This is a genomic window from Allochromatium vinosum DSM 180 (assembly GCF_000025485.1).
Lineage (GTDB): Bacteria > Pseudomonadota > Gammaproteobacteria > Chromatiales > Chromatiaceae > Thermochromatium > Thermochromatium vinosum.
Genome location: NC_013851.1, coordinates 1,413,819 through 1,439,373 on the forward strand (window position 1 = coordinate 1,413,819; position 25,555 = coordinate 1,439,373).

General features: G+C 65.4%; 27 protein-coding genes. 14 read left to right on the forward strand and 13 right to left on the reverse strand.

Features of this window, described 5'->3' with window-relative positions:
* Positions 1 to 107 precede the first annotated feature (107 nt).
* The 12 genes from hfq to ALVIN_RS06100 all read left to right on the forward strand — a co-directional run bounded on the left by hfq (position 108) and on the right by ALVIN_RS06100 (position 13,730).
* Positions 108 to 359, forward strand: coding sequence for an RNA chaperone Hfq (hfq, locus tag ALVIN_RS06045; protein WP_012970437.1), 252 nt, complete (start codon positions 108 to 110; stop codon positions 357 to 359).
* A complete protein-coding gene (gene hflX / locus ALVIN_RS06050) occupies positions 356 to 1,687 on the forward strand; it encodes a ribosome rescue GTPase HflX (protein WP_012970438.1) in 1,332 nt (443 codons plus the stop codon). The genes hfq and hflX overlap by 4 nt, the downstream gene beginning before the upstream one ends.
* A gap of 70 nt (positions 1,688 to 1,757) precedes the next feature.
* Entirely contained in the window at positions 1,758 to 2,933 is a 1,176-nt protein-coding gene (gene hflK, locus ALVIN_RS06055) for an FtsH protease activity modulator HflK (protein WP_012970439.1), read from the forward strand.
* On the forward strand, positions 2,933 to 3,814 hold the full coding sequence (gene hflC, locus ALVIN_RS06060; RefSeq protein WP_012970440.1) for a protease modulator HflC: 882 nt from the start codon (positions 2,933 to 2,935) through the stop codon (positions 3,812 to 3,814). The genes hflK and hflC overlap by 1 nt, the downstream gene beginning before the upstream one ends.
* Positions 3,815 to 3,960: 146 nt before the next feature.
* Positions 3,961 to 4,143: a DUF2065 domain-containing protein gene (locus ALVIN_RS06065; RefSeq protein ID WP_012970441.1), complete on the forward strand. Its 183-nt coding sequence runs from the start codon at positions 3,961 to 3,963 to the stop codon at positions 4,141 to 4,143.
* A gap of 56 nt (positions 4,144 to 4,199) precedes the next feature.
* Complete coding sequence (locus ALVIN_RS06070) at positions 4,200 to 5,387, forward strand: ATP phosphoribosyltransferase regulatory subunit (RefSeq protein ID WP_012970442.1); 1,188 nt, start codon at positions 4,200 to 4,202, stop codon at positions 5,385 to 5,387.
* 48 nt (positions 5,388 to 5,435) lie between these two features.
* Positions 5,436 to 6,731 (forward strand): adenylosuccinate synthase, encoded by a 1,296-nt coding sequence (locus ALVIN_RS06075; protein ID WP_012970443.1) that lies wholly within the window; start codon positions 5,436 to 5,438, stop codon positions 6,729 to 6,731.
* Between the two features lie 197 nt (positions 6,732 to 6,928).
* The gene (locus tag ALVIN_RS18285) at positions 6,929 to 9,328 is read left to right on the forward strand and encodes a DUF2868 domain-containing protein (RefSeq protein WP_012970444.1); all 2,400 of its coding nucleotides are present in this window, start codon (positions 6,929 to 6,931) and stop codon (positions 9,326 to 9,328) included.
* Entirely contained in the window at positions 9,328 to 10,764 is a 1,437-nt protein-coding gene (locus ALVIN_RS06085) for a GTPase/DUF3482 domain-containing protein (protein WP_012970445.1), read from the forward strand. The genes ALVIN_RS18285 and ALVIN_RS06085 overlap by 1 nt, the downstream gene beginning before the upstream one ends.
* On the forward strand, positions 10,764 to 12,053 hold the full coding sequence (bioA, locus tag ALVIN_RS06090) for an adenosylmethionine--8-amino-7-oxononanoate transaminase (RefSeq protein ID WP_012970446.1): 1,290 nt from the start codon (positions 10,764 to 10,766) through the stop codon (positions 12,051 to 12,053). Before ALVIN_RS06085 ends, bioA begins: the two co-directional genes overlap by 1 nt.
* Positions 12,054 to 12,349: 296 nt before the next feature.
* Positions 12,350 to 13,054: a hypothetical protein gene (locus ALVIN_RS06095; protein WP_012970447.1), complete on the forward strand. Its 705-nt coding sequence runs from the start codon at positions 12,350 to 12,352 to the stop codon at positions 13,052 to 13,054.
* A gap of 46 nt (positions 13,055 to 13,100) precedes the next feature.
* Positions 13,101 to 13,730, forward strand: coding sequence for a hypothetical protein (locus ALVIN_RS06100; RefSeq protein ID WP_012970448.1), 630 nt, complete (start codon positions 13,101 to 13,103; stop codon positions 13,728 to 13,730).
* A gap of 21 nt (positions 13,731 to 13,751) precedes the next feature.
* Here ALVIN_RS06100 and ALVIN_RS06105 read toward each other — a convergent pair whose 3' ends face one another.
* From ALVIN_RS06105 to ALVIN_RS06120, 4 genes are all read right to left on the reverse strand, one after another.
* Entirely contained in the window at positions 13,752 to 14,075 is a 324-nt protein-coding gene (locus tag ALVIN_RS06105) for a DMT family transporter (protein ID WP_012970449.1), read from the reverse strand.
* Positions 14,075 to 14,488: a hypothetical protein gene (locus tag ALVIN_RS06110; protein ID WP_012970450.1), complete on the reverse strand. Its 414-nt coding sequence runs from the start codon at positions 14,486 to 14,488 to the stop codon at positions 14,075 to 14,077. The genes ALVIN_RS06105 and ALVIN_RS06110 overlap by 1 nt, the downstream gene beginning before the upstream one ends.
* A gap of 58 nt (positions 14,489 to 14,546) precedes the next feature.
* Positions 14,547 to 14,732 (reverse strand): hypothetical protein, encoded by a 186-nt coding sequence (locus ALVIN_RS06115; protein WP_012970451.1) that lies wholly within the window; start codon positions 14,730 to 14,732, stop codon positions 14,547 to 14,549.
* An 88-nt stretch (positions 14,733 to 14,820) separates the two neighbouring features.
* Positions 14,821 to 15,492: a Bax inhibitor-1/YccA family protein gene (locus ALVIN_RS06120; RefSeq protein WP_043796037.1), complete on the reverse strand. Its 672-nt coding sequence runs from the start codon at positions 15,490 to 15,492 to the stop codon at positions 14,821 to 14,823.
* A gap of 338 nt (positions 15,493 to 15,830) precedes the next feature.
* Here ALVIN_RS06120 and rraA point away from each other — a divergent pair, with 338 nt between their 5' ends.
* Both rraA and ALVIN_RS06130 read left to right on the forward strand, forming a co-directional pair.
* Positions 15,831 to 16,307, forward strand: coding sequence for a ribonuclease E activity regulator RraA (gene rraA, locus ALVIN_RS06125; RefSeq protein WP_012970453.1), 477 nt, complete (start codon positions 15,831 to 15,833; stop codon positions 16,305 to 16,307).
* Between the two features lie 4 nt (positions 16,308 to 16,311).
* Positions 16,312 to 16,782, forward strand: a complete 471-nt coding sequence (locus ALVIN_RS06130; RefSeq protein ID WP_012970454.1) for a CYTH domain-containing protein — start codon at positions 16,312 to 16,314, stop codon at positions 16,780 to 16,782.
* 15 nt (positions 16,783 to 16,797) lie between these two features.
* On the opposite strand, the gene ALVIN_RS06135 is transcribed toward ALVIN_RS06130, so the two are convergent.
* The 9 genes from ALVIN_RS06135 to ALVIN_RS06175 all read right to left on the reverse strand — a co-directional run bounded on the left by ALVIN_RS06135 (position 16,798) and on the right by ALVIN_RS06175 (position 25,306).
* Positions 16,798 to 17,646, reverse strand: a complete 849-nt coding sequence (locus ALVIN_RS06135) for an HDOD domain-containing protein (RefSeq protein WP_012970455.1) — start codon at positions 17,644 to 17,646, stop codon at positions 16,798 to 16,800.
* 54 nt (positions 17,647 to 17,700) lie between these two features.
* Complete coding sequence (locus ALVIN_RS06140; protein ID WP_012970456.1) at positions 17,701 to 19,389, reverse strand: Na/Pi cotransporter family protein; 1,689 nt, start codon at positions 19,387 to 19,389, stop codon at positions 17,701 to 17,703.
* Positions 19,382 to 20,875 (reverse strand): metallophosphoesterase, encoded by a 1,494-nt coding sequence (locus ALVIN_RS06145; RefSeq protein WP_012970457.1) that lies wholly within the window; start codon positions 20,873 to 20,875, stop codon positions 19,382 to 19,384. The genes ALVIN_RS06140 and ALVIN_RS06145 overlap by 8 nt, the downstream gene beginning before the upstream one ends.
* A complete protein-coding gene (locus ALVIN_RS06150; RefSeq protein ID WP_012970458.1) occupies positions 20,847 to 21,500 on the reverse strand; it encodes an ATP-binding protein in 654 nt (217 codons plus the stop codon). Before ALVIN_RS06150 ends, ALVIN_RS06145 begins: the two co-directional genes overlap by 29 nt.
* Complete coding sequence (locus ALVIN_RS06155; protein WP_012970459.1) at positions 21,497 to 22,762, reverse strand: inorganic phosphate transporter; 1,266 nt, start codon at positions 22,760 to 22,762, stop codon at positions 21,497 to 21,499. The genes ALVIN_RS06150 and ALVIN_RS06155 overlap by 4 nt, the downstream gene beginning before the upstream one ends.
* 18 nt (positions 22,763 to 22,780) lie before the next feature.
* The gene (locus ALVIN_RS06160) at positions 22,781 to 23,479 is read right to left on the reverse strand and encodes a DUF47 domain-containing protein (RefSeq protein WP_012970460.1); all 699 of its coding nucleotides are present in this window, start codon (positions 23,477 to 23,479) and stop codon (positions 22,781 to 22,783) included.
* 131 nt (positions 23,480 to 23,610) lie between these two features.
* Positions 23,611 to 24,315 carry a type I-MYXAN CRISPR-associated protein Cas6/Cmx6 gene (gene cas6, locus ALVIN_RS06165; RefSeq protein WP_012970461.1) on the reverse strand — a complete coding sequence of 235 codons (705 nt, stop codon included), beginning with the start codon at positions 24,313 to 24,315 and terminating at the stop codon, positions 23,611 to 23,613.
* 36 nt (positions 24,316 to 24,351) lie between these two features.
* Positions 24,352 to 25,068, reverse strand: coding sequence for a hypothetical protein (locus tag ALVIN_RS06170; RefSeq protein WP_043796040.1), 717 nt, complete (start codon positions 25,066 to 25,068; stop codon positions 24,352 to 24,354).
* 46 nt (positions 25,069 to 25,114) lie between these two features.
* Positions 25,115 to 25,306 carry a hypothetical protein gene (locus tag ALVIN_RS06175; protein ID WP_043795547.1) on the reverse strand — a complete coding sequence of 64 codons (192 nt, stop codon included), beginning with the start codon at positions 25,304 to 25,306 and terminating at the stop codon, positions 25,115 to 25,117.
* Between the last annotated feature and the right edge of the window lie 249 nt (positions 25,307 to 25,555).

A 25,555-nucleotide genomic window follows, 5' to 3' on the forward strand; every position in this document is an offset into this window, starting at 1 on the left:
GTCCCGGCTGCCACCCCTCCGCATTCGGCCCGACCTCGCGACCCGAGGTCGAGGCGGTTTTCAGCCGGGCACACCTGCTTCATCCAAAACAACAAGGAGCCAACCTCATGTCCAAGGGACAGAGTCTTCAAGATCCCTTTCTCAACGCTCTACGGAAGGAGCGCGTTCCAGTCTCCATCTTCCTGGTCAACGGCATCAAGCTTCAGGGCCAGATCGAGTCGTTCGACCAGTTCGTGGTGCTGCTCAAGAACAACGTCAGCCAGATGATCTACAAGCACGCCATCTCGACCGTGGTCCCGGCGCGCAACGTCCGGCTGCCGACGAGCGACACCGACGGCGCTGAGCCGGAGGCGCATTGAACGATACACCCGTAGCGGTTCCGTCCGTCGAGGCTCGGCCTGTCGCCGTCGGCCCGTCGCTCGTCTTCGAGCGGCCCAAGGCCGGCGAACGGGCGGTGCTGGTCGATCTCGACATCGGGCGCGGACCGGCGAGCGAGGCCGACGAGCGCGAGGAATTCGTGCTGCTCGCTCAGGCCGCCGGCGCCGAGGTGGTGGGGAGCATCGGCGGCTCGCGCGCCACGCCCGACTCGCGCCTGTTCATCGGCTCGGGTAAGGCCGAGGAACTCAGGGCGCTGGTGGCGGCGACCGAGTCCGAGCTGGTCATCTTCAATCATCCGCTCAGCCCGGCTCAGGAGCGCAACCTGGAACGTCTGCTGCAATGCCGGGTGATCGACCGTTCCGGGTTGATCCTCGACATCTTCGCCCAGCGCGCGCGCTCCTTCGAGGGCAAGCTCCAGGTCGAACTGGCCCAGCTCAAGCATCTCTCGACCCGGCTGGTGCGCGGCTGGACTCACCTGGAACGCCAGAAGGGCGGCATCGGTCTGCGCGGTCCGGGCGAGACGCAGCTGGAAACCGACCGCCGTCTGCTGGCCACGCGCGTGGCCATGCTGGAGCGCCGGCTCCAGCGCATCGAGGGCCAGCGCGCCCAGGGGCGCAAGGCGCGCGCCAAGGCCGAGTTGCCGGTGGTCTCGCTGGTCGGCTATACCAATGCCGGCAAGTCGACCCTATTCAATGGGCTGACGGAAGCGGGCGTGCTGGAAGCCGATCAACTGTTCGCGACCCTGGATCCGACCCTGCGGCGGCTGGATCTGCCCAGCGGCGGTCATGTCCTGCTGGCCGACACCGTGGGTTTTGTCAGCCGGTTGCCGCACGAGCTGGTTGCCGCTTTCCGCTCGACGCTGGAGGAGACGCGCGGCGCCAGCCTGCTGCTGCACGTGATCGACGCGGCGGCGGCCAATCGACCGCGCCTGATGGCCGATGTCGAGACCGTGCTCGCCGAGATCGGCAGCCATGAGCGGCCTCGGCTGGAGGTCTTCAACAAGATCGACCGGCTGGAGGGCGAGACGGCCCGTCTGGAGCGCGACGCCGAGGGACGCCCGGTACGGGTCTGGGTCTCGGCGCGCACGGGCGAGGGACTGGATCTGCTGCGTCAGGCGCTGATCGAACTGACCGGCGGTGAACGACTGATCGAGACCTTCGATCTGGACGCCACCGATGGCCGTCGACGCGCCTGGCTCTACCAGCACGCGCGTGTGATCGAGGATCGCCCGCTCGACTCGGGCGGCTGGAAACTGCGCTGCGAGATCGCGCGCGTGGATCTGGAGCGTCTGCGGGCGCGTTTGCCGTGATCGGACCGGCTCCCGTACAATCGGGTGCCATCGATCGATGAACATTCTGATATAGAAAGACGGAGAAGCTATGGCCTGGAATGAACCAGGTGGCGGTCCAAAAGACCCCTGGAGCGGCAAGGGCGGCGGTGAGCAAGGCCCGCCGGATCTCGACGAAGTGGTGCGCAAGCTCCAGGAGCGGCTCGGCGGTCTGTTCGGCGGCCAGCAGCCGCCCGGCGGCGGCGGGGCGTCCGGCGGACATCCGGGTGGCGGCGGTCGGCTCAGCACCAAGGTCGTCGGTGCCATCATCGGTGTCCTGATCGTCATCTGGCTGGCGACCGGCATCTATATCGTCGAGCCGGCCGAGCGCGGCGTGGTGATGCGCTTCGGGCGCTATGTCGATACCACGGGGCCGGGGCCGCACTGGCATATCCCGCTACCGATCGAGTCCGTGGTCAAGGTCAATGTCGACGAGATCTCGACCCTGACCCATCGCGCCGCCATGCTCACCCAGGACGAGAACATCGTCGAACTCGAGCTGACGGTCCAGTCGCGCATCCAGGATGCAGCCGACTATCTGTTCCAGGACCAGGATCCCGAGCGCACGCTCAACGACGCCACCGTCACGGTCGCGCGCGTGGTCATCGGTCAGAGCAAGCTCGATTTCGTCATGACCGAAGGCCGTGGCGCCGTGGCCGTCACCATCAAGGAGCGCATCCAGAAACTGATGGATCGCTACAAGACCGGCCTGATCGTCACCTCGGTCAACATGCAGCCGGCCAAGCCGCCCGAGCAGGTCAAGGCCGCCTTCGACGACGCCATCAAGGCGCGCGAGGACAAAGAGCGCCTGGAGAACCAGGCCGAGGCCTACTCCAACGAGGTGCTGCCCAGCGCCCGAGGCAATGCCGCCCGCATCCTCGCCGACGCCAAGGCGTATCGCGATCGCGTGATCGCCTCCTCCGAGGGTGAGGCCGCGCGCTTCTCGGCCGTGCTCGCCGAGTACAGCAAGGCGCCCGAAGTCACCCGTCAGCGTCTCTATCTGGAGACCATGGAAGAGGTGCTCAGCAAGAACGGCAAGGTGGTGCTCGACGTGACCGATGGCGCCAACAGTCTCATGTATCTCCCCATCGACCAGCTCATGAAGCAGACGCAGACTCAGACTCCATCCGAGCCGCCGGCTCAGCCGGCCGTCAATGGGTCGCCGGCACGGCCTGAACGGGTCGAGGCGCCGCTGCGGGCAGTCGATCGTGAGCGGAGGGTTCGCTGATGCGCCAGTCCAATCTGATCAAGACCTGGCTGCCGGTCGGTCTGGCGGCGGTCGTGATCTTCTTCTCCAGCTTCACCTTCGTGGTGCGCGAGTACGAAGTCGCGCTCAAGCTGCGTCTGGGTGAGATCGTCTCCGATACCTATGCGCCTGGGCTGCACTTCAAGATCCCGATCATCAACCAGATCCGCAAGTTCGACCGGCGTTTGCAGACGCTCGATTCGCAGCCCGAGCGGTTCCTGACGATCGAGAAGAAAGACGTGATCGTCGATTCCTACGCCAAGTGGCGCATCGCACGTCCGGCGCAGTTCCTGCGCTCGACCGGCGGCAACAACGCGCGCACCAGCCGGCTGCTATCCGAGCGCATCAACACCAGTCTGCGCGACGAATTCGGCAAGCGCACCATCCAGGAAGTCGTTTCGGACGACCGGCTGGCGCTGATGGAGGCGCTGACCAAGGACGTCAACGCCAACGCGGCCGATCTGGGTGTCGAGGTCGTCGACGTGCGGGTCAAGAAGATCGACCTGCCGCCCGAGGTCAGCGAGTCGGTCTACCAGCGGATGCGCGCCGAGCGTGAGCGCGTGGCCCGCGATCTGCGCGCCAAGGGTGCCGAGGCGGCCGAGCGTATCCGCGCCGATGCCGACCGTCAGCGCACCGTCATCATCGCCGAGGCCTACAAAGAGTCCGAGGAGATCCGGGGTGAAGGCGACGCCAAGTCGGCTGAGATCTATGCCAGCGCGTTTACCGCGAACCCCGAGTTCTACGCCTTCTATCGCAGTCTCGCCGCCTATCGCGAGAGTTTCGGTCAGGGCGGCAGCGTGATGGTGCTGGAACCGGACTCGGACTTTTTCCGCTTCTTCCGCGAGTCGAGCGGACAGCCCTGATCCCAATGGCTGGAGACCCGCACTGCCGACGTCTCCAGCCATTGGACAAATCCCCGATCCTCTGAGAGGATAATGCCCTTTGGCGTGCCCGGCCGTCGTGTGCTCCGGGCCACTCTCGATCAATCTCGCGGGATCCTTTCATCATCGTGCATGACATCCTGGTCGCCCTCTCGCTCGTGTTCATCATCGAGGGGATCTGGCCCTTCCTCAGCCCGATCAGCTTCCGGCGTCTGCTGGCGATGGTCGCGCTCGAAAGCGAACGCTCGCTGCGCCTGGCTGGACTCGTCAGCATGATCTCGGGTCTCGGACTGTTGTATCTGGTCAACTGAATCCCGCTGTTCAACCGAACCCGAAACTCTGCCGCCCAACTGTCATCATGTCATCCATGAACGAGGAACGCTGGCTGCTGCCCGCCGGCATCGAGGAAGTTCTGCCGCCCCAGGCCCGGATCGTCGAGGGTCTGCGCCGCGAGCTGCTGGATCTCTACGCGAGCTGGGGCTATGAGCTGGTTATTCCGCCCTTCATCGATTATCTCGATTCGCTCCTGACCGGGACCGGGCAGGATCTGGATCTCCAGACCTTCAAGCTCACCGATCAGCTCACCGGGCGTCTGCTGGGCGTGCGCGCCGACATGACGCCCCAGGTGGCGCGCATGGATGCCCATCATCTGCGCCGCGAGGCGCCGACCCGGCTGTGCTATCTCGGGACCGTGCTCCACACGCGCCCGGACGGCTTCGCCGGCACCCGCAGTCCGCTCCAGCTCGGCGCCGAGATCTATGGTCACGCCGGCATCGAGAGCGATACCGAGATCCTGCGGCTGGTGCTCTTGACGCTGCGCACGGCCGGGATCGCCGAGACCTATCTGGATCTGGGGCATGTCGGGATCTATCGCGGACTGGCGCGTCAGGCCGGACTCGATGCGGCGCAGGAACATGCGCTGTTCGACGCGCTCCAGCGCAAGGCCATCCCCGAGATCGAGTCGCTGATCGGCGACTTCGGGCTGACCGGCGCGCCGGCCGGGATGCTGGTGGCCCTGGCCGAACTCAACGGCAGCGATGCACTCGAGCGGGCGGCTCAGGTACTGGCGGCGGCGGATCGTCCGGTGCGTGAGGCGCTCGACTATCTGCGCCGGCTGGCCGAGGAACTCAATCACTGGCTGCCTGAGGTCTCGATCCATTACGATCTGGCCGAACTGCGCGGCTATCGTTACAAGACCGGCGTGGTCTTCGCCGCCTTCGTGCCGGGCTGGGGTCTGGAAGTCGCGCGCGGCGGGCGCTATGACGACATCGGGCGCGTCTTCGGTCGGGCGCGTCCGGCGGTCGGTTTCAGCGCCGATCTCAAGGGGCTGCTTCAGCATGGCCGGGGACTGGATGAGCGCTATCGCCGGCCCGGAGCCGTCCTGGCGCCCTGGTCGAACGATCCGGCTTTGCGCGAGACCGTCGAGACTCTGCGTGCCTCCGGACGGTGTGTGATCCAGGCGTTACCGGGACTCGACCCGGATCTGCGCGAGCTCGGCTGCGATGAGCGCCTGGAGTATCACGACGGGCGCTGGCATGTGCGCCCGTTGCCGTAGGCGGCTCGATCATCAACTTTCTCTTCATACATTTTGGAAGCGTGACAGATGGGCAATAACGTCGTTGTGATTGGCACCCAATGGGGTGATGAGGGCAAGGGTAAGGTCGTCGACCTGCTGACCGACCGTGCGGCGGCCGTGGTTCGCTTCCAGGGCGGTCACAATGCCGGCCATACCCTGGTCATCGACGGCGAAAAGACCGTGCTGCATCTGGTGCCCTCGGGCATTCTGCGCGACAACGTAAAGTGTCTGATCGGCAATGGCGTGGTGCTCTCGCCGTCGGCCCTGTTCGATGAACTCGACATGCTGGAGCGCGCCGGCGTGCCCGCGACCGAGCGTCTGGGCATCAGCGCCGCCTGTCCGCTGATTCTGCCCTATCACATCGCGCTCGATCAGGCGCGTGAACGCAAGCGCGGCGCCAAGGCGATCGGCACCACCGGACGCGGCATCGGTCCGGCCTACGAGGACAAGACCTCGCGGCGCGGCATCCGTCTGGGCGAACTGCTCGACGCCAAGCACTTCGAGGAGCGTTTGCGCGAGGTGATGGAGTATCACAACTTCGCGCTCGTCAACTACTACGAGACCGAGGCGGTGGACGTCCAGGCCGTGCTCGACGAGGCGCTGGTTCAGGCCGAGCGTCTGCGTCCGCTGGTGGTCGACGTGCCCGGTCTGCTGCACAGTCTGCGCGCCCAGGGCCATGACGTGCTGTTCGAGGGCGCGCAGGGCGCACTGCTCGACATCGACCACGGCACCTATCCCTATGTCACCTCCTCGACCACCACGGCGGGCGGGGCGGCGAGCGGCAGTGGCGTGGGTCCGCGCGATCTCGACTATGTGCTCGGTATCGTCAAGGCTTATACGACGCGCGTCGGAGCCGGTCCCTTCCCAACCGAACTGCACGATGACGTGGGCGAGTATCTGGGCACGCGGGGCAACGAGTTCGGCGCCACCACCGGGCGCAAGCGCCGTTGCGGCTGGCTCGACATGGTGGCACTCAAGCGCTCGTTCGCCATCAACAGCGTCACCGGCATCTGCATCACCAAGCTCGACGTGCTCGACGGGCTGGAGACGATCAAGATCTGCACCAGCTACCATCTCGACGGTCAGGACGTCGACGCTCCGCCGGTCGGCGCCGATTCTTTCGAGCGCTGCCAGCCGCGCTACATCGAGTGTCCCGGCTGGAACGAATCCACCGCCGGTGTCTCGTCGCTGGAGGCGTTGCCCGCCAACGCGCGCCGCTATCTGGAGACCATCGAGCAACTGAGCGGTCTGCCGATCGACCTCATCTCGACCGGTCCGGATCGGATGGAGACCCTGATCCGGCGTCATCCGTTCGACGTCTGATCGATCGGGCCACCGGCCGTCCGGTCTGGACGGCGGCTCCATCTCCACCTTCGGGACGGGATAGCGTCGAGGCCCGGCTGGGGGCCAGGGTCTCTGGCACGTGAATCCAAGTCCCGTCTGTGGGATCATCCAGGCTTCAGGCCGCGTCCGTGCTGGCGGACGCGGCATTTCGCTGCCTACAACGATACGCACAGGCCATGGATCCACGACACTCAGCAGACGATTCGAGCCGTACCGAGGGCACGCCCGTCAGGGTCGCGGACTGGACAGCCGCCGATCTCATCGACCTGGAGTATTACCTCGACGCCGACGAGCGCGAGCTGCGCGAGCGCCCTTCGTCGCGCAAGACGCTGGCCGAACGCGACCGCGCGATCTATCTGGACCGCGTCGAGCGCGACCTCGGCGGCACATCACCGCATAGCCCCGAGCATCGTCGTCTGAGTCTGCGCCTGTGGCTGAAGGCCCGGCGCGCCGACGAGGATCCCGCGCTCAGACCGTTGTTGCCCGGCATGGCCTTTGCCCAGGCCCAGCGACTGGGACTCTGGATCCTGGGGCTGCTGGGGTTCGTGCTCGGTATCAGTTTGACCTCGACCCTGCTCGACTACGACGGGCATCTGCCCATCAGCGTGCCCTGGTTCGTGTTCCTGCTGGTGGTGGTGCAGTTCGTGCTGTCGGTCGGGGTCATCTGGACCTGGCTGCGTCGCTCGCTGCGGCAGCGTCAGGCCGGCGTCGATGAGTCCTGGCTGCTGAGTCATCTGATCCAGCCGGCGCTGGAGAAGGTCGCGCACTGGCTCCAGGAGCAGCATCTGGCTCGCTCGCCCCAGGAGATCCGCGAGCGCGCGCTGTCGACCAAGGGGCTGGTGCGTGCGCATTTCAGCGTCTACGGGCCGCTCTCGATCCTGTCGCTGCTGATTCCGCTGCAAGTGTTCGGTGTCGCCTTCAATCTGGGGGCCATCCTCACCACCATCGTGCTCGAATGGTTCACCGATATCGCCTTCGGCTGGGGCACTTCGCTGGCGGCTCATCCGCAGACCATCTATGACCTGGTGCGCTTGATCGCGGCGCCCTGGAGCTGGCTGTTCGGCGAGGGCGCCGGTTATCCGACCCTGGAGCAGATCGAGGGGTCGCGGGTCTACCTTGAACAGTGGGCCGTGATCGGGACAGGTTTCAAGCCCAATCCCGAGCATCTTCGTTCCTGGCGCTGGTTCCTGGTACTCGCCGTCATCACCTATGGTCTGCTGCCGCGTCTGCTGCTCTTGATCGGCTCGATCCTGGCGCAGCGGCTCACCCTCAAGCGCCTGACCTTCACGCACGGGCGACTCCAGGCGCTCTATGCGCGGATGCTCACGCCGCGTTTGGACACCCATACCGGCGAAACGGGGCAGGGGCCGGAGATGCACATCCCGGCCGAGATCCCCCCCGGCAAGCCGCGCACCGGACTGGTCGGTCCGCTCAAGACGGAAGGGCCACCCGTCAGTCGCCGTCCCTGGCGTGACGAGCACCCGAATCGCGCTGAGACGGTTTCAACCGAGGCGCGAAGCGACGGGATCGCACCTGTTGCCAAGCCGATACCTGCGCCATCTGTGGCCGAAGCGCCAGTGCCCGATGACGCGACGGCTGCATGTGAACCACGGCAGGAGCCAAAGCGTGCGGCAGAACCCGAGTCTGAGACACATGGTGCAACACCGGAACAGGCGCCCGAGTCCCGGCCCGACACTCAGCCGCAATCCGAAACCGAGTCAGCCTCTGAGCTGAAGCAGGCTCCAGAGTCCGCGTTACAGCCAACTCCGCCGCCAGAATTGGAGCCGGAACCCGAGTCGCGCGCCGAGGCCGAACCGGAGCCTGTGATCGAGTCCGAATCCGTGTCTGAGCCGGAGTCCGCGTCTCGACCCGAGACGCCTGTCGAGCCACAATCCTTGCCAGAGCCAGAGCCAGAGCCAGAGCCAGAGCCAGAGCCAGAGCCAGAGCCAGAGCCAGAGCCAGAGCCAGAGCCAGAGCCAGAGCCAGAGCCAGAGCCAGAGCCAGAGCCAGAGCCAGAGCCAGAGCCAGAGCCAGAGCCAGAGCCAGAGCCAGAGCCAGAGCCAGAGCCAGAGCCGCCCGTTCAGGCTCCAGTCGTCCCGCGCGCGGGCGCAACCGAGTACAGTCCGGACGCCTGTCTGCTGCTGATCCATGTCGACGTCGATGATGTGCTCGAACCCGAGGATCGGCCGCGTCTGGAGCAACTGCTGCTCGACCTCAGCGGCTGGCGCGTAGGCGCCCAAGCGACCTTCGGCGCCGGCAGCCAGATGACGGCGCGCGCGCTGTCCATGATCGATGAGGGCAACTGGCAGGCGCCACCGCCCCGGATCGCCGTGATCCAGGACGGCTCCCAGCCGCCGATCACCGAGAATCTGGTCTTCCTGCGCGAACTGCGTGCCGTTGCCGGCTCCGAGGCCCAGATGCTCCTGGCCCTGGTCGGCGACCCGGGCGACGACGACCGGCTGCCCCCGCTGCGCGCCTTCGACTATCGCGACTGGCAGTCCAAGATCGATCAGATGGCCGATCCCTATCTGCGTCTGGAGATGTTGACCCCGCCCAACGAGGATGGAGAAGACTGATGGCGGCGAAGATTCCACGCCTGGCGATCATGGGACACCCGAACGCGGGCAAGTCCTCCGTGGTCGCGACTCTGACCGAGAACGATCGCGTTGCGATCGACAAGCGGGCCGGTACCACCACCAAGTCCGACTTCTATCCGGTGGTGATCGATGGGCGCACGGTCATCGAGTTCATCGACACACCCGGCTTCCAGAACCCCAATGCCATCCTGGAATGGTTCCAGGCCCATGATGACACCCCGGATCTGGCACACGCCTTCGTCAAGGCCCATCGCGACGATCCGCTCTATGCCCACGATGTGGCACTGATGGATCCGGTCGCCGAGGGCGCCGGCATCATCCTGGTGGTCGATGGCTCCAAGCGCATCAAGGAGAAGGATCGGGTCGAGATCGAGCTGCTACGACTCACGGCGCGTCCGCGCATGGCGATCCTCAACAATCTGAGCCGTCAGGACCGCTACATGGATCAGTGGCGCGATGCCCTGAGCAAGGCGTTCAACTCGGTGCGCGAGTTCAACGCCCATCGCGCGACCTACGATGAGCGCATCAAGCTCCTGAACGCGCTCAAGAGCATCGATCAGCGCTGGGAGCCGATGCTCGAAGAGGCTGTCGACGCCTTTGCCCACGACTGGGAACGGCGCATTGATCAGGCCGTGAGCACCATCCTCGACCTGCTCAGACAGGCGTTGAGCTACAGGGTGTCGCGCACGGTCAAGAGCGGCAAGGTCATCTTTCAGAGCGGGCGCGATCGCGTCAAGGCCGAGATCACGGCCGAGTTCGAGGATGGTCTGCGCCGGATGGAGGTGGAGGCGCAGGAGCAGATTCGCGCCCATTTCCGGCACAATGTCTGGAACGTCCCGCCCGATTCGATCCTGGGTCAGGATCTGCTCTCGGAGGATGTCGGTCAGGCACTCGGACTCTCGCGCCGTCAGCTGGCGATGGTCGGCATGGCGGCGGGTGCGGCCTCGGGTGTGACCATCGATTTGGCGACAGCCGGGCATTCGCTCGGCACCGGCGCCCTGCTCGGCGCGGCGGCCGGCGGCTTCCTGGGCATGATGGGCGGCAAGGCGCTGGCCAAATTCGATATCGAGCGCGCACCCAACACCTATGTCTACACCATCGGCCCGGTCTCCAATCCGCGCTTTCCCTTCGTGCTGCTCGACCGCATCGTGCTCTACAGTGCGCGCGCCATGAACTGGGCGCATGGCCGTCAGGCTGCCGACGAAGAGGATCCGAACAAGGTGCCCGACCGCGAGATCCGTCCGCGCGGGTTCGCCGAGGAGTTGAGCGCTCAGGATCAGCGTGAACTCGGGCGTTTCTTCGCGGCGGCCCGGCGCGGAAAGGGCGCCGAACACGAAGCCGCCTGTCGCGACATCATCAAAAGCATCCTGCGTGGCGTGTCGCTGAACGAGATCGACAGTCGTATCGACCTGTGATGAACCTCGACGACGTCCTCGCCATCGACCAGGCTCACGCCTGGCATCCCTACACCTCGACCCTCGATCGCGATCCGGTCTATCCGGTACGCTCGGCGCGCGGCTGCCGGATCGAATTGATGGACGGGCGGACCCTGATCGATGGCATGGCCTCCTGGTGGTGCGCCATCCACGGCTACAACCATCCCGTGCTCAACCAGGCGGCGCGCGATCAGCTCGATCGCATGGCGCATGTGATGTTCGGCGGCCTGACCCATGAGCCGGCGATGCGTCTGGTGCGCTCGCTGGTCGAGCTGACGCCCGAGCCGCTCCAGCACGTCTTTCTGTGCGATTCGGGCTCGGTCGCGGTCGAGGTCGCGATCAAGATGGCGCTCCAGTTCTGGATCTCGGCCGGACGACCCGAGCGCCATCGGTTGTTGACCATCCGCTCCGGCTATCACGGCGACACCTTCAATGCCATGTCGGTGTGCGATCCGGTCACGGGGATGCACCATCTGTTCAACCGCGTGCTGCCGGAGCAGATCTTTGCTCCGGCGCCGAGCTGTCGTTTTGGCGAACCCTGTACGGACGCCGACATCGCGCCCTTCGCCGAACTCATCGAGCGCCACCGGCACGAACTGGCCGCCGTGATCCTGGAGCCGATCGTGCAGGGGGCGGGGGGGATGCGTTTCTACAGCGCCGAGTATCTGCGGCAGGTGCGCGAACTCTGCGACCGCTTCGACGTACTCCTGATCGCCGACGAGATCGCCACCGGCTTCGGGCGCACAGGGCGGTTGTTCGCCTGCGAGCACGCCGGGATCGCGCCGGACATCCTGACCCTCGGCAAGGCGCTGACCGGCGGCTATCTGACGCTGGCCGCCACGCTCGCCAGCCGACGGGTCGCGGACGGCATTTCCTCGGGCGAGCCGGGCGTCTTCATGCATGGTCCAACCTTCATGGGCAACCCGCTCGCCTGCGCCATCGCCAACACCAGTATCGCGCTGTTGCTGTCGCAGGACTGGGCGGCCAATATCCTGCGTCTCGAACGCGGCCTGACGGATGGACTGGCGCCCTGCCGGGGGCGGTCGGGGGTGGCCGAGGTCCGGGTGCTCGGCGGAATCGGCGTCGTCGAGATGGAGCGCCCGGTGCCGATGCGCGAGATCCAGCGCCGTCTGGTCGAGGCGGGTGTCTGGGTGCGTCCTTTCGGGCGTCTGGTCTATCTGATGCCGCCCTATGTGATCTCGGACGCGGAACTGGCTCAGCTGTGCGCCGCCGTGGCCGAAGTCGTCAGCGAGCGTTCAGGATTTTGAACGCGCCGATCTGTATCATGAGAGGCTTTCGACAGCTTGGCACCCTCTGCATGACATTCGTTTCTCGCGCTCGCTCGATTCAGATGGCTCGATGGTCGCTCCTGGGCCTGCTGACGCTGACGCTCGCTGGGTGTGCCGCGACGACGTCCGTGGTTTCGTCGACACATCCGTCCATGGCGACGCTCGATCGACCGGCGTCGACGGTTGAGGCGGCTCCGGCTCCAGTCGCCGCTTCAAGGCCGGCGGCGTCGCTACCCGACCGCGATGAGGATCGGTCACGCATCTCCGAGCCGGACATGAGCGCCCACGACGCTGAAGCGGATGGCACGGGCTATGGCATGCTCTATTTCCCCTCGGCGGGCCAGAGCGTACAGCTCGTGACCGATATCGCGCTCAACCGGCTCTACGAGGACGCCTTGCCGGGCTATGGGCTCTATACCTTCGTGCTGCTCGGTGACGGCTTCGAGCGTACCAGCGGAGAGAATCTGGAGCGTCACCGCGAACTCTTCAGGATGATCGAGACCTATGTGGCCGCATCCGGCACAACCTCGGAGCCGAGCGCCGAGGCGCATGTCTTCCTCGTCCCGATCCGCGCCGGCCGCTCACCGGCAGCGCCGCTCATGGATCTGGCCGCCGTCGACCTTTCGGACCTGATGCGCCGCCGGCTCGGTGAACTCTTGCGTCAGCGCGGACAGGTGCGTCTGGCCGGGCGGATCGAGCGCGGCGCCGGCCCCTTCCTGGTGTCCGGGCTGGAGTCGAGTCTGCTGCCGCTGGACGGCGAGGCCCCGCGACTGGTCGCGGATCTGTCCGGTCTCGGTCCCGAGCATCTCTACAACCTCGTCGATGCCTATGATCGCGACATTCCGCCCGAGTCGAGCGGCCGTCCCGAAAGTCTCTCGGCGCTGCGCCAGCGTCTGCTCGAACTGTCGCTGAAGTCGCGATCGGCAAGCGGTCCGGGTCGCGGCGAAGCGGACGGCAAGCGCTGGATCTTCCTGATCTGAGGTCGGTCCATTCCCCGGCCCATCACCCTGATTTCGATTCAGAGCCATGAACATCATTCCCTTTGGTCTCGGTAGTTTTATCCGCTTCCTGATCGGGATCCTGCTGCTGCAAGGGGTCACGGTCCTCCTGATCTATACCGCGCTCCAGACTGACTGGATGACGACCTGGCCGCTGTTCGCTCTCCTGGGCGGATTCATCGCCGTGATGGTGGCGCTCTGGTTCAACACCATCGTCTCGGCCGACCGGCATCGCGTGGTCTCGCGGGTCAGCGAGCGTCATTCCAAGGAGCGCGAAAAGATTCGGGTGCGCGCCGAGCAGCAGCGCGTCAAGGCCACGCGCGAGGCGGCTAATCTGGCGGCCAAAGTCAAAAAGCGCGCCTCGGCGGGCGTGAGTCTCAAGACCGGCCTGGTCGTGGGCGGCACCTTTGGTGTCGGCGTAGCCATGATGCTGGCTCAGTTCATGACGCTGGGATTGGCCACTCTGGCCGCTGCCGGCGGCGGGGCGCTCGGCTATACGGTGCGGGCGCGTCAGGAGAAGGCGATCGCCGCCCGGCGACTCGCCGCCGAGGAGCGCGCCCTGCGGGTGATCGAGGTCGATGAGGAGATGCCTGTCTTGCCGCGCCGCAAGGCCAGGACCAGCCGAGACGATGGCGAATCACCGGTCGAATCGGTATAGCCGAGCATCACGGGCGACGGCTCAATCCGACACCAGTTTGAGTCCGAGAATGCCGATCACGATGACTCCGACAAAGAAGATGCGCGCAAGCGTGGCCGGCTCACCGAACAGCAGGATGCCGAGCACGAAGGTTCCGGCGGCGCCGATGCCGGTCCAGACGGCATAGGCCGTGCCGATGGGAATGGTCTTCTGGGCGATCAGGAGCAGGGCGCCGCTGGCGATCATGCAGAGCACGGCGAACAGGATCCAGCCCCAATGCAGGCCATCCTCGGTCAGGCCGAGTTTGAGTCCAACGGGCCAGCCCCATTCAAAGAGGCCGGCGACGAACAGATAGACCCAGGCCATCAGGATTCGGCTCGATCCTTGGCGGGCGTCGGCGCGGGCGCGGGTGTGTCGGCACAGCGCGTCAGGCATTCTGCGTGCTGCACGCCGCAGAGACCCATATCCTCACCCAGGCAGGCCGTGGGCTTGGGGCAGAGCGGATTGGTCGTGGTATTGCAGGGCGTCGTGTCGTTCTGGAGACGTGTCGTCTGCTCCTGGCAGAGCTGCTCACGCAGTCGCTGCCGTTCCTCGCATTGCGTCCTGGCCATGTCGCAGTCGGTCGCGCAGGCGCTCTCCAGCGCGGTGCTCGTGGCCGGAGCGTCGTCCGATTTGGGCTTGAGCGGATTGAACTGACAGCCGGCCAGCAGAAGCAGGGCCGTGGTCAGCGCGATGATCGAGAATCCTTGGATGGTCGAGCGTTCGGGCCTGATTGGCATGGTGTGAATCCTCCTGGCAAACGAGCGCGCTACTCTATCACAGCTCGGTATCCAGCCATCAGCGAACCGCCAGCACCAGCAGCACGACGAACACCACGACCGCCCCGAGCGGCAGGATGGCCGCTGCCCAGTCACCCTTTTGGGCCTTGGGACCATTCTCCTGCCAGTGCTTGTACACCGGCCACAGATAGAACAGCATCATCCCGAACAGAATGGCGGCGGTGATCTTCAGAAAGAGTTCCATGGGGCACCTCGTCGGTTGACTCGAAACGAAAACCCCGGCACGGGGCCGGGGCTGCATGGAGGCGAAACGAATCGCGAACGCCGATGGATCAGTCGTCGCCGCCCATGATGCCGAGGATCTGCAACAGGCTGACGAAGATGTTGAAGATGCTCAGATACAGGCCATAGGTGGCCAGGATGTAGTTGGTCTCCTCGCCACGCGCGATCCGGCTGGTGTCGAACAGGATGAAGCCGCTCATCAGCAGGATGATGACCGAGGAGATGGCCAGCGACAGCGCCGGCATCTGCAGGAAGATGTTGGCGATCACCGCAATCATCACCACCATCATGCCGGCGAAGATGAAGCCGCCCATGAAGCTGAAGTCACGCTTGCTGGAGAGCGCATAGCCCGACAGACCCAGGAAGATCGCCGCCGTGCCGCCGAAGGCCAGACCCACGGTCTGCGGACCGTGCGGCAGGGCCAGATACATGGTCAGGATGGCGCCGAGCCCGAAGCCGAGCAGACCCGTGATCAGGAAGATGACGCCGATGCCGGCGGCCGAGTTGGCCGTGCGCGGCAGCACGAACATGCCCAGCACCATGGAGACGATGACGGCCGCCATGTAGACCCAGGAGGGCATGGCCAGCACGATCGAGAGCATGGCGGTCAGGGCGCTGAAGCCGAGCGTGGCCGACAGCAGCAGATAGGTGTTCTTGAGTACCTTGTTGGCCGCGACCGCCGAATCAGCGGTTTTGACGAAGGAAATACCCGGATTGGCCATGTCGAAATTCACTCCTGTCGTGTGAATGTAATGGTCGATGAAAAAGATTGCCGGTCCTGAGACACGGCGATGCGTTCGGAGTTCCTGAAGGATACCCGACCCGCGCATGGGTGCAAATCCTCGACTGCAGGTCGGCGCCGCCGCCAAACGCTGTCTTATGTGTCATCATCTGGGGCCGGCAGCGATCACTCTCAATCCTGTCACCGGCCATTGCCCGGGGTGCGATTCGACGGTTCAATACACCCGACTGCACCGACTCCTCTTGCGTATCCGCTCCGGTTTGCAATGTTTGCTCCGAGACGCGCTTCGACGTGTGTCCAACCTTCAGCGAGCCTCCCATGACCTTCAAGACTGCCGACCTCTACGATCAATACGGTGACGATCTTCGGACCTGTGAGCCGATCTTCCGCGATTTCGGCGGAAAATCCCGGTTTCATGGCCCCATCGTCACGGTCAAGTGCTTCGAGGACAATTCGTTCGTGAAATCCACGCTCGCCGAGCCGGGGGCGGGACGGGTGCTGGTGGTCGACGCGGGCGGCTCACGCCGCTGTGCCATGCTCGGGGATCTGATCGCCGCGAGCGCAGTCGAGCAGGGCTGGGCGGGTGTGGTGCTCTTCGGCTGTGTGCGCGATACGGTCGAGATCGGCCGGATGCCGCTCGGGATCAAGGCGCTCGCCAGCATTCCGCGCAAGAGCGAGCGGCGCGGCGAGGGTCAGCGCGACATTCCGGTGAGCTTTGCCGGCGTGCGCTTCGCGCCCGGCGATCACATTTACTGCGACGAGGACGGCATCCTGGTCGCCGATCGGGCGCTCTAACCCGATGGCCATCGAGATCGAGCGCAAATTCCTGGTCGTCGGCGATGGCTGGCGCGATCAGGTCGAGGACGAGATCCGGCTCGTGCAGGGCTATCTGACCGAGGATGCACGCACCACCGTGCGCGTGCGCATCCGTGGCGAGACGGCCTATCTGACCATCAAGGGCGCGACCCAGGGAATCAGCCGGCTCGAATTCGAGTATCCGATCCCGGTCGCCGACGCCGAGACGCTGCTGCACGAACTGGCCGTCTCGCCACTGATCGAGAAGATCCGTTATCGCGTGCGTCATGGCGGCCATCTATGGGAGCTGGATGTCTTCGCCGGCGCCAATGCCGGTCTGGTGCTGGCCGAGCTGGAGCTGGAGACGGTCGACGAGGTGTTCGCTCGCCCCGACTGGCTCGGGTCGGAGGTCTCGGACGATCCGCGTTACTTCAACGTCAATCTGGCTCAATGGCCGTACGGCAACTGGTCGTGAAGGCCAGGGGCGCTCTCAGCCGGTCATGGTTGCCTCGATCGCGGCGATGTCGACCGATTCGTCGAGCACCACCAGCGTCCCCCGCTCGCTGACCGGACCCGGGTCGACCTTCTCATAGGCCGGCAGACTCCGCATCTCGGGCAGATAGCGCGCCGGATCGTTCTCCAGCCGAAGTTCGTGCAGATTGACCAGCATCACCACATCGGCCAGATCGGCCCGGCCGCGATGCTCGCGCGACCAGACGTGGCGGCTGCGCGCCACTTCCTGCAATTCCGCGTCCAGCCCCCAGGAGTCCAGCAGCGTCAGGCTGATGGTGGCGCAGAAGGTCTCTTCCAGATCCTGGAGGATCTCGGGGTTGCTCAGGGCCTCGGGGTAGTTCTCCAGCCGCACATAGAGCAGCGGCATCCCGATCTGCTGCAACAGGCCGGCGAGCAGGGCGCGATCCGGACTGATGCGCCGCACCTGTCCGGCCAGTACGGCGCAGAAGGCGGCGCGATGCGCGCTACGCTTCCAGTGGTCCGTCAGGAGTGCCTTGAGCTGCGGATCGCGCGCGCGGAACATGGCGCGCAGCGAATAGCCCAGACAGAGGTTGCGCGTCATCTCCATGCCGAACAGCGAGAGCGCGCGCTTGAGATCCTTGGTCGCGAGCCAGCCGCGATACATCGGACTGTTGGCCATCTGGATCAGATAGCCCGAGAGTCCGGCATCGGTCTTGATGATGCTCTCAATGCGCGCCAGGTCGCAGTCGGGATCCTGCATGGCGCGGCGGATGCGCAGCGCCGCGTCGGGCAGGTTCGGCAGGCTGGCCTTGCCGGCGATGATGTCGTGAGCGATCTTGGCGTAGATCCCGAAACCCGTTTGCATCCGCGTGTCTCCGTGAGGCGCCTCGTCGTTGATGATAGGCCGGTCTCCGGCCGCTCAAGCATTGTCGGTCGCCGTGTCGGTCTCGACCGTCTTGGCCATGCGCTTGGCGAAATAATAGATGCGCTGGAGCTTTTCGATGATGTCGATCTCCAGCGTATAGGCCGGGATGCGCTTGGGTTCCTCGGCGACCAGACGCCGGGCCTCGTGCGCGGCGGCCGAATCGGCGATGGCGCTGATCTCGCTCTTCATGGCCGTGACCGTGCGCGCGGCGATCTCGTTGTTCTGCGCCACCGCTTGCAGGGCCGCGCCGAGCGCGCGGCTGACGGCGCGATGGAAGTTCAGCAGCACCTCGCGCGTCGGTTCGCTGACCGAGACGCCCTGGTCGATGCGCTCGCGTCCGAGGACGACGAGATTGGTCTCGATCAGATCGCCGATGTTCTCCAGATCGTTGGCGGCGGCGAGCAGCGACATCAGCTCGCGCGTCTGATGCTCGGTCAGGCTCTGGCGGCTGATCTTGCCGAGATAGCTGACGATCTCGGCATGGAGGCTGTCGACATCGTTGTCCATCAGCTCGATCTCGCGCAGTGTCTGGCGGTTGCCGCCGAGGATGGCCGGCATGATCGACTGCATCATCTCGCGCACGCTGTCGCCCATGTGCAGGATCTCCAGCCGCACCCGGTCGAGCGCTAGCGAGGGCGTGGTTAGCAGTTCCTCGTCGAGATAGCGTGGCCGGACGATGAAGGCGTCCTCGCTTGCCGGCTTGTCCGGCACCAGCCATTGGACAAGGCGCGCGAGCTGGCTGGTCAGCCCGATGAACAGCAGGGTGTTGGCAATGTTGAAGAGCGTATGCGCATTGGCGATCTGACGCGGCACCTCGGCGGCCAGCCGGGCCTGTCCCGTGAGATCCGGTCGCGTCGGCGAGATCAGCTGCACCCACTCGGCCAGATGGCCGATGAAGCCGAACCACACCAGGACGCCGGCGATGTTGAAGATCACATGCACCAGTGCCGCGCGCACCGCTTCGCGCGGCTTGCCGATCGAGGCGAGCATGGCGGTGACGCAGGTGCCGATGTTGGCCCCGAAGGCGAGCGCGATGCCGGTCTCCAGATCCATGAATCCCTGACTGGCCATCACGATGGCGATACCCATGGTAGCCGCCGAGGATTGTATCAAGCCGGTGAACAGCGCCGCGATCAGGATGGCGAGCACGGGATTGCGCAGGGTGGCCATGAAGTCGAGGAACGGCGCGTAATCGCGTAGCGGCGCCATGGCCTCGCTCATGAGCGTCATGCCGAGGAAGACCAGCCCCAGCCCCATGATCATGCCGCCGTAGTGGCGTGCCGCCTCGCGCTTGACAGCCACCAGCAGCATGAAGCCGAATCCGATCATCAACAGCGCCATGTTGTCGAGCTGGAAGGCGATCAGTTGGGCAGTGACGGTCGAGCCGATGTTGGCCCCCATGATGATGCCGACCGACTGTGACAGCGACAGCAGTCCGGCGCTGATGAAGCCGACCACCAGCACCGTGGTGATCGAGGATGAGTTGATGACGGCGGTGACGAAGGCCCCGGTGAGCGCGCCCATGAAGCGGTTGGTGGTCAGGCGCGCCAGGATGTCCTTCATGCGCTCGCCGGCGGCGGCCTTGAGTGCGGTGGCCATCTGCTCCATGCCGTAGAGGAAGAGCGCCAGCCCGCCGAAGAGTCCGACGCTCATCGTCCACCAGTCGACCATCGACTCATCCATAGGCGTCCTCGCTCGACTGGGCGGCACGCGCGCGCCGGTTGTAGACGCTGAGCATGGGTTCGCTCGGATAGATCAGGGGCACCAAGCGTTTCTCCGGGCGGGTGATGACGCCGATCCAGTCAGGATGGGAGCCATAGACGATATGGTGGTTGGGGATGCCGCCGGCGTTCATCCAGCAGGTCTGGGTGTGACGTGGCGGGGTATGGCCGACGATGACCGGCGCCTCGCGCTTGACGCCGAGCCGCTTGCGCAGGCGTGCCAGATCACCGGGGCCATAGCCATAGCCGTTGGCGCGACCGGACTGGCGCAGCCGCACATGGGTGAGCTGATGGGCGAGCTTGGGATGGCGCTCGATGTCGACCAGCGCCTCCCAACTGAGCTTGCCGAGCGGCGGCCCGGCATGACAGGCCAGATAGCCCGAGGAGGCGGCGACATAGGGCAGACGATCGTAGAAGGTTTGCATGGCGTCACGATAGCGCATTCCGCGCCCTTCGATCAGGGCCTGTTCCCACAGCACCCCCTGGGGGACGCCGGACTTGCTGAGTTCGTCGGAGAAACTGTCGTGATTGCCGCGCAGATAGAAGACGCGCTCGGGGAAGCGTCGCTTGAGCCGGAAGATCAGATCCATCATCAGCATCGAGTCGTCCATCTCAGCCTCCCGTCCGGGCGCGTCGGACTGGACCGCATCACCGAGCAGGATGAGCAGGGCGCTACCGTCGATGAGTGCATTGAGGAAGGCGCCCTGGGTCAGGATCACCAGCAGGTTGTCGAGTCGGGCGTGCAGGTCGCCGACGAAGATCGGACGCGGCCGGTCGGGCAGGGCCAGCAGCCCGCTGTTGCGACCCTGAGCGTTGGGGACACGATAAGGCTCGTCGCGCATCAGCGCATTGACCTCGTCGATCAGGGCGAGCGCGGCGGTGGTTTCCAGCGGCTCGATCGGCCCGCCGAGCACCTCGACCAGCCGGTCGAGCGCGCGCAGACGCTGTTGTGCCAGGCGTTCGACCCAGTCCTCGCGCGTGAGCGGTGCCAGACAGACTCCGGCCTGCTCGGACTTGTTCTTGAACGCCAGCCCCTTGGTCGAGAGTTTCAGGCGCAGATGCCGCTCGGCGACCGACTTGGGGTAGCGCAACAGTAGCCGCTGGAGCGGGTCGCCGCGCCCCAGGGTCAGGGTTTCGCCCTGATCGAGCCGCAGAAAGCCGCTGATGTCCTGGAAATAGCTGTCGGGATCGACCAGCAGATAGTCGCCGGAATACACCAGCGTGCCGTCTTCCTCGAAGCGCGGCTCCGGATAGAGATGCAGCGGATAGCCGTCCTCGCCGCCGAGCCGGATGCTCAGCGGCAGGGCCGGGGCCGGCACCCTGATCTTGTCCCCGCCCAGACGCAGGGCGTCCTTCAGATCCACGTCCTCGCAGGCATCCATGCCCTGGAGCAGCTCGCGGAAGCGTTTGAGGAGACTCTTACGGGCGAGTCGTTTGGGTTTCGCCATGCTCGTGGATTCGCCGTGGTGGCCGGTCGGCCCGTTCGCGCAGATGGACGATCATACCCTGTCGCTGGAAATACAGCGCCACCTGGCTGTAGAGCATGACCTGGGCGCGAATCTGCTCCGGGTCGATGCTGGCGTCGATCGGATGCGTGCCCCAGCGCGCCCGCGCCCGGCGCAGCACGACGATGGTGTCGGGCGACGGCAGCAGGAACTCGAAATCCAGGCGTGCGCGCCAGTCGGTCGACCAGAGATGGCGCTTGGGCGGCGGCAGGCGGATGCGTGCCGGGTCCAGCTCCAGCGCGCGCCAGCGACGCAGCCATTGCGGATCGAACAGCGCCAGCGCGCGCGGTTCGCCGACGAAGGGCAGCCCGAAATGGACCTCGCGCGGACGCAGCGCCAGCGACCGGGCGCGCCACCAGCCGTCACGGGTCAGATCGACATAGCCTTCCTCGGGCCAGCCGCCGAGCCGCCGGATGAGCGTCGACTTGCCCGACCCCGGCGGACCCGTCACCAGGATCTGGCCGAAACGCACGCCGCGCGCCAGGGACACGCTGCGGGTCTCGACCAGATCCGTGACCGGCTCGCTCGCGACGAAGGGATAGTCGGCGTGCGTCGGACGTTCGTTCAAGAGAAGCTGAACTTGAACAGATAGAAGAACGCCGCCGCCAGCACGGCCCCGGCCGGCAGCGTGATCAGCCAGGAGACCACGATGTTGCCGATGACGCGCAGATCCAGCGCCGCGATCCCGCGCGACAGCCCGACGCCCATGACCGCGCCCACGGCGATATGGGTGGTCGAGACCGGCAGCCCGGTCTTGGAGGCCAGCACCACCACGGCAGCGGCGGCCAGCGTGGCTGAGAAACCGCGCGTGGGTGTCAGTTCGGTGATCCGGGTGCCGATGGTCTGCATGACGCGATAGCCCAGGGTCGCCAGCCCCACCACGATGCCGATGCCGCCGAGCAGCAGGATCCACAGCGGCAGTTGCGCCTTCTGGGCCACGGCGCCGCCGGACTGGATCACAGACACCACGGCTGCCAGCGGCCCGATGCCGTTGGCCACGTCGTTGGAGCCGTGGGCGAAGGCCATGGCGCAGGCGGTGAAGATCATCATCGGCGTGAAGACCTTCTCGACACTGGCGAAATGGAAGGCGCGGTCGGCCTTCTCGTCGAGCTTGACGCGGTCGATCAAGACCTTGCCGATGAGGCCCGTCACCAGGCCGAAGACGGTCGCCACGATCAGGCTCTCCGTGGTCGTCAGGTGCAGATCCAGATGCTTGAGTCCCTTGAACAGCGACACCAGGCTCACGATCCAGCCGACCAGGAACACATAGACCGGCCCCCAGCGCTTGGCCTGCCGGAACGGATTCTCGGCGTTGAGGATCAGATGACGGATGCTCAGCATGATCAGCAGTGCTGCCAGACCGCCCAGCAGCGGCGAGATCACCCAACTGGCGACGATCTGGCCGATCGTCTCCCAATGTACGGCATGCAGCCCGATCCCGGCGACCGCGAAGCCGACGATGGCGCCGACGATCGAATGTGTGGTCGAGACCGGCCAGCCGCGCGCCGAAGCGATCATGAGCCAGACTCCGGCGGCCAGCAGCGAGGCAAGCATGCCGTAGACCAGGAGTTCGGGCCGACCGTCCAGCGTTTCGGCATCGATGATGCCGCTGCGGATGGTCTCGGTGACATCGCCGCCGGCGACGAAGGCGCCGATGAACTCACAGACGGCCGCGATCAGGATCGCCTGCCGCACGGTGATGGCCCCCGAGCCGACCGAGGTGCCCATGGCATTGGCCACATCGTTGGCGCCGATGCCCCAGGTCATGTAGAGGCCAAAGACGATGGCCAGGATCAGGAACACTGATCCCCATTCAGTGATGATTTCCACGCTCTTCTCTCCCGGACTTCAGCGCGCGATGAGCGGCAGCAGGTGATCGCCGATGCGGGCAGCGCGGTTGGCGAGCGCACTGAGCGCGCGCACGAGCTGGTGCGTGAGTGGCGGCGTGGCGGGGGGCAGGGCGTCGCCCTGGCCGGCGTCGTCGATCGGTGCGAAGAGCGCGCGAGCCAGTGCAGGCACCTGCGCGTCGGTCTCACCGGCGAGCCGGTCGAGGGTCTGGATCATGGTCTCGACGCGGGTGGCTTCCGGGCCGCGAAAGCCGGTCTCGATGAGTTCGTCGATCTCGTCGACGATGGCGGTGGCTTGCTGACAGGTCGCGGTAGCGCTCCGGGTCAGGTTGAGTAGCGCCGTGTGGAGTTCCGTCGGGAGACGCATGGCGTGCTGCAACGGCAGATCGGCGATGGCGCGGACTTCACGCCCAATCCATTCCTGACGGTCGAGCAGTTCGAGCAGATCGCGCCGGTCGACCGGCATGAACAGACTGCGCGGCAGGTGCAGCCGGATCTCGCGCGCGAGTGCACTGGCCTGGGGGATGGGCGCGCGGATGGCGTCCTGGCGTGAGGTGATGTCGGAGACATCGGCCGTGCCCAGCGCCTCGACGAGTGCCGGAAGCTGGACGACGGCGGACTGGACGAGCCGCATGTGTTCCTGCGTCGGCCCAAAGGGTGAGCGGCCGAACAGGGCGGCGATCGGGTTGGTGGTCTTCATGAGATCACATGACTGTGGTTGACGAAACTGGATTGGCGTCGTCCGGCCGATGAGCCGGGTACGCGAGGGGGTGCCAGTTTGTCAAAAAAAGGTCATTAGATCGTCATATTTTTTACGGCCAGGTGAATGACTCAGGCCGGACTCTTCACCGGATCGATGCCCTTGTGCGGGATGAAGAGACCGCAACCGAGCGCACGATGCGGCCCCAGCCCCTCACGCTGAAGCCGCATCGACTCCTCGCGCGTCAGTCCGGCGAGCATGAGGGCGCGGGTAGGGATCGGGCCGGCCGGTGTATGCAGGGTCGTGGCCTTGCCGCAGAGCGCCTTGCGCACGCGGATGTCGAGTGCGCCGAGCGCTTGCGCGGCGGCTTCGAGAAAGCGCGATTCGTCGGCGAACGCCTCGGCATCGGCACTGGGGTCCGTCGCCAGATAACGCGCAAAGATGGTCGTCTCCTGACTCAGGGGCTTCGGCTTGGCCGCGCCGATCGTCAACGGCTGACCACCGACATCGATCCGCCGCCCCTGGAGACGCGCCGCCAGATCGTCCGCCCGCGCGCTCGGAACGCGAATCGTCAGCTTGGTGCGGCGCGAGACCATGATCAGCGCCTCGGGCGAGTGCTCGGGCCGCTCCCAGCCGTTCTGCGATCCGGCGACATGGATGGTATGCACGCCCAGGCGCGGTTCCTCATCGAACCAGGGCACCAGAGCGCGCACCGCGCTCGACAGGGCGTAGGCATGGTCGACCGGCAGACGCTTGCAGTCGATCGCAAACAGCAGATCGACGATATCGTCCGGCAGTCGGAGCGCGTCGGTCGGTTCGTCTTCGTTCCAGAACATTCGGTCGGTCTCGGAATCCTTGGAATCAGGGATGGATCAATAGGGCAGGCGCCGCTGAAGCGCCTCGCGGTCGAACCACCAGTCGTCCTGGACCAGCACATCGACGACATTGCGCAGACGTACCAGGAATTTCTCGGGTTCCTTCAGTTCCAGCCGCTCCATCCAGTGATCGAGCTGCTCGGGCGTCTCGATCTGACTGTGACGGTGCGCCACCGTACCGAGCAACTGGGTGGTGAAGAACATCAGATTCTCACGATGGTGTCCCTCGGCACGCACATCGGCCAGGAACAGCGCCGTGGTCGCCGCCACCGCCGCGCCATCGGCGTCGTCCGGCGTCTCGTCGATCACATGATTGAGCAGCTCGATGGTCAGCTCGGGATCGATGGGGCAGGTGACGGCCAGCCAGATCCCCTGCCCGAGCGCAGCGACCGAACCGGGCTGTTCGGACTGGAACAGCACGTCACAGGCATCGGCCGCCGACTCGAACTGGTCCCATTCGATGAAGTGATCGAAGGCGGCACGCGCCAGCGGCCAGGCTTCCACTCCACGCTCCAGATTGACCAGGGTCCGTGCGACCTGCAAGCGCAGATCAGCCAGCTCATGCGCCGAGCCGCTGCCGTGCTCGATGGCCGCGAGCCGTTCGTTGAGCACCTGAAGATGCGACTCCAGCGCCGCGAATTCACTGCCATGATTGAAGACGGAATCGGCGGCAGTGTCCGGCAGTCGGATGGCGAAGGGGTCGAATGACTTCATGGTGTTCATGGCGTGAGAAACCCTGCTGGTCGTTAGGATCGTGGAATCAGCGCAGCAGGCCGCTGAAGGCGGCCTCGAGTCGGTCCTCCCAGTTCTCCGGCGTGTCCGGGTAGGGCGGCTTGACGTCCATGCGGAAGAACCGCTCGCCGGAACGCGCCACGGCCTGGACGAGCGGGATGAGTTCGTCGAAGGATTCGAGGTCTTGGTTGGCAACCAGGATTTCGCTGAGCTTGAGCATCTGAGTCTGAGTGTCTGTATGGATCGAAGGGTTCGGAGCATGCCACGTCATCGGTATCCATGCGAATCATCCGTCGCGAGAGGCGAGCGCCGGTACCTGGGTGTGGTTGAATGTGCAGGCGTCCGGACCCGAAAACAACAGCGCCCGACCAGCCCGCGCCCTGATGCGTCGGCGATCATGGAAACTTAGGTGGAGTATTCTGATGACCCTGAATTTTAGAAAACTGTAATATTAGAGTTTATTGACTTT